4 protein-coding genes and 1 pseudogene are annotated in these 3,366 nt (G+C 60.1%); all 5 read right to left on the reverse strand.

Annotated features, from left to right (window positions below; genetic code table 11):
- Positions 1–145: co-chaperone GroES (locus AC1DZU_RS35370; protein WP_477289881.1), on the reverse strand; the 145-nt coding region annotated here is incomplete at its 3' end.
- A gap of 1,110 nt (positions 146–1,255) precedes the next feature.
- The gene (locus AC1DZU_RS35375; RefSeq protein WP_477292071.1) at positions 1,256–1,399 is read right to left on the reverse strand and encodes a hypothetical protein; all 144 of its coding nucleotides are present in this window, start codon (positions 1,397–1,399) and stop codon (positions 1,256–1,258) included.
- 200 nt (positions 1,400–1,599) lie between these two features.
- Positions 1,600–2,052, reverse strand: coding sequence for an aspartate 1-decarboxylase (panD, locus tag AC1DZU_RS35380; RefSeq protein ID WP_477292073.1), 453 nt, complete (start codon positions 2,050–2,052; stop codon positions 1,600–1,602).
- A 58-nt stretch (positions 2,053–2,110) separates the two neighbouring features.
- Positions 2,111–3,094: a beta-ketoacyl-ACP synthase III gene (locus AC1DZU_RS35385; protein WP_477292075.1), complete on the reverse strand. Its 984-nt coding sequence runs from the start codon at positions 3,092–3,094 to the stop codon at positions 2,111–2,113.
- Positions 3,091–3,366, reverse strand: a pseudogene (locus AC1DZU_RS35390) (adenosylmethionine--8-amino-7-oxononanoate transaminase); the annotation flags it as partial. The pseudogene AC1DZU_RS35390 and the gene AC1DZU_RS35385, both read right to left, overlap by 4 nt.

Below are 3,366 nucleotides of genomic sequence, written 5' to 3' on the forward strand. Positions count from 1 at the left end.
CCGAGCCGACGGCGATGATCTCGCCTTCCTGCGGCTTTTCCTTTGCCGTGTCGGGGATGATGATCCCGCCGGCGGTCTTGGATTCGGATTCGACCCGGCGAACGACCACGCGGTCATGAAGCGGGCGGAACTTCGACTGTGCCATTTTTTCTTCCTCGATGAGAACGGTGAGAAAAGCGTCCGGCGACGCCGGATAACTTACAAAGCTCGGCTATGCCGGCCTGCGGTTAGCACTCACCAAGGGCGAGTGCTAACAATGCGACGAGATAAGCCCTAGGCTGGGGCTAGTCAAGACAAGAGGGTGGGCGATCACGATTTTCCGGGCGATGCAGCCCTGAAAGAGTCGAGCCAATCGATGGTGTTCGGAGGCTCGACCCACAGGATGAATCCACCCTGCGGATCGGTAACCATTGTGCCTTCCGCGATCTGCCAGCGCGCTTCGTCGCACCGTAGAGAGCGAGGTGAGGGGCTGAGCATTTGGTAGCGCCGAGACGTGCCGAGCTTTTGCGTGGAGTGGCCATGCGGGATGTCTCCTTTAGCATCATCTCCCGCACCAGAGGCTTGCCCGTTCATGGGACTGTATTTCTATCCACAGGGTGGATGCATCTCATCGAAACAAACGATTTTATCAATCTTCCGGAATCTCGCGTTTGACGTCAGCACCTCACACGCCCTGATCGCCCGCTCCCCTCACCAGAGCGGCAGATTTTTTGCAGAGGTACTCGGACTGAATACGCGTTCCCATTCACGTTAGTTGTGGATAACAAGGCTGAATTAACATGCAAAATCTGCGCATCTAAATCGATTTGAGCACTCACGGACGTTGCGGACCAGAATCGCCGTCACCCTGAAATCGACAAGGCATCGGCTATCCCAAAATCGGGACTTGACGTTACGTAAGGTCCTATGTTTTCCGATGTGCGGGAACGACTTCCAGTCTCAGCCCAAGGGCAACGAAAATGAGGGGCAGCAATGGTGGCTGGCGAACCTAATGACGTGCGGGTCAAGCGTTGTAGTGGGGGATGGGTTGTTCATATTGTCGAGGACGGCAAACTGACAGTTCTTCGGTTCAAGACACAGTTTCCCGCCGAAAATTACGCCGATGGCCAACGAGCCAGGCTCGGTCTTGCTGCCAAGCCACCGATCGACGAACCTGATATGTAACGCGATCAGGCGTCGGATGGCTGGCGAGCCTTGGCGCCGGCGGGAAACACTTTGCCGAAGGCCCACCTCAATGCTGCTTGCGGCCGTTCGGCTAGCCATATTCGCGATGATGGTTGGCACCGCTGCCGATGCGGAAGACGGTGGCCTGCTTGATCGACACGGCGGCAAAGATCATGAAAAGCCAGGTCGTCGAGGACCCAGCCGCGGCGCTTGAGAAAGCAGAAAGAATTTGCAAGCCGCCACCGCAAGTAACCTGAGACAAGGGTCAGACATGCAAACCGCTGTTCGCGGATCAGCAGCTGCGAGACATTGCGCCATCCCACGAAGGCCCACGGTGCCCAAGGCGCAGTGGGCATCGGCCTTTTTCAGCAACTTCGTCGAGTCTTAGACCAGACGCTCTTCAGTGCCGAGGCTCGCACATCTGCGGAGCGCGGCTCACGCCCCGGAAACCAAGGCTGGAATTGCCAAAGCTTCATTCGCCTCATCAAGGATCGAGAAACTGTAACGGCCGTCTGTGTCAAGATCGACGGAGTAGCTCAGGCGGTCGAGTATGTAGTTATCCTGGTCGAACGTGACGATGCGCGGCTTCAGCGAGGTGATATGCGCTTCGTCCAGGTAGATGGAGTTGCAGACGATAATTTGGTCATCGGGCTGACAGGTGCGAGCCGCCGCTCCGTTGAGGATGCAGCACCGTGAACCGCGCTCGCCGAGGATGACATAGGTCGAAATCCGCGCACCGGAATTCTTGTTCCATATCTCCACGAATTCCATCGGCAGGATCCCGGCTGCCTCGCAGTGGTCGGGGTCGAGCGTTATCGAACCATGGTAGTTGAGGTTCGCTTCGGTGACGTGGATGCCGTGCAGCTTGCCGGCGACTAGTTTTCGCATTGGTCGTTGTCCCTGTATTCATCGTTCAAGGTCAGTCTTGGCAGTTCGGTTCGCGCGGCTAAATTCCAACGACGATCGCACCGCCGCTAAGACCCGCACCCGCGGCCGCCAGAAGAACCTTCTCCCCCGGCCGGAACGGCGCCGCCCGATGGGCGAGCGACAGCGAGAGCGGGATCGTCGCGGCGGAAGAGTTGCCATACTCGGCGATCGTCTTGACGATCGCTTCATCGGCGATGCCGAGGTTTCGCCCGACCGCATCGAAAATGCGGGCATTGGCCTGGTGCGGTACGAACCGATGGATGTCCTGCGGCCGCATCCGGGCCGCCGCGAGTGCGTCCTGCGAGCAGGCAGTCATCATCTCAACCGCCTTGGCAAATACTTCACGGCCATCGGTGATCGTCATGCGCGTTTGTCCGAGATCGAGGTCGCCATGGAACGGGATGTTGCTTCCACCGGCGGGGATCTGGATCAGCCCGTAGCGCGAGCCGTCGGAATCCACCGAAGCGCCGAGGATGCCCCGATCAATGTCCTTGCACGGACCGATCACAACGGCGCCGGCGGCATCGGCGAAAAGGACCGAGCTTGCGCGCTCGGCCGGGTTGATGCGACGGCTGAGGATGTTGGCGGCGATGACCAGCGTTGGTTTGCCGTGCAGGCGGGTGAATCCATCCGCGAACATCAGCGCATAGATGAAGCCGGCGCAGGCGCCGGTCAGATCGACCGCGCCTGCGCGGCCAATGCCGAGCTTGTGCGCGACCAGGGGCGCGCTTGGCGGCAGGAGATGGTCGGGCGTCGAAGTGGCGAGCAACAGCAGACCAATGTCGTTACGGTCGATACCGGCGTTCGCCAGCGCCATATCGCCGGCCTGCGCGGCAAGGCCAGACAGCGTGTCCTCGTCCGTTGCCCAGAAGCGCGAACGGATTCCCGTGCGCTTTTCGATCCAGCCAGGCTCGAGGCCAAGATTGCTCTCGATCTCGGCATTCGCCACTTTGCGCCCAGGCGCATGATGACCAAACCCGAGAATGCGCGACGATCGGCTCATGGTTTTGAGCCGAAGCGTTCGCCGGCCTCCGCGATGGCGTCGTAGAGCCCGTCGAGCTCGTCGCCGGTGATGCAATAGGGCGGCAGAAGATAGAGGACATTGCCGAGCGGACGCATCAGCAGGCCGCGCTCGAGGAAAAAAGCGCGCAGTTTTGGCCCGATCTCGGCCAGATAGCCGGCTGAGCCGGCGTGCAGATCGAGGGCCGCGATCGTGCCGGTCACCCGACTGTCGGTGAAGTTGGCATTGTCGCGAAAGCGCTGAAGCCCGGCGGC

It is taken from the genome of Mesorhizobium sp. P2_A12 (assembly GCF_056405075.1).

Excerpts from the sequence above, each read along its gene's own strand:
- panD (WP_477292073.1), bottom strand. The coding sequence starts at position 2,052 with ATGCGAAAACTAGTCGCCGGCAAGCTGCACGGCATCCACGTCACCGAA.
- AC1DZU_RS35385 (WP_477292075.1), bottom strand. The coding sequence starts at position 3,094 with ATGAGCCGATCGTCGCGCATTCTCGGGTTTGGTCATCATGCGCCTGGG.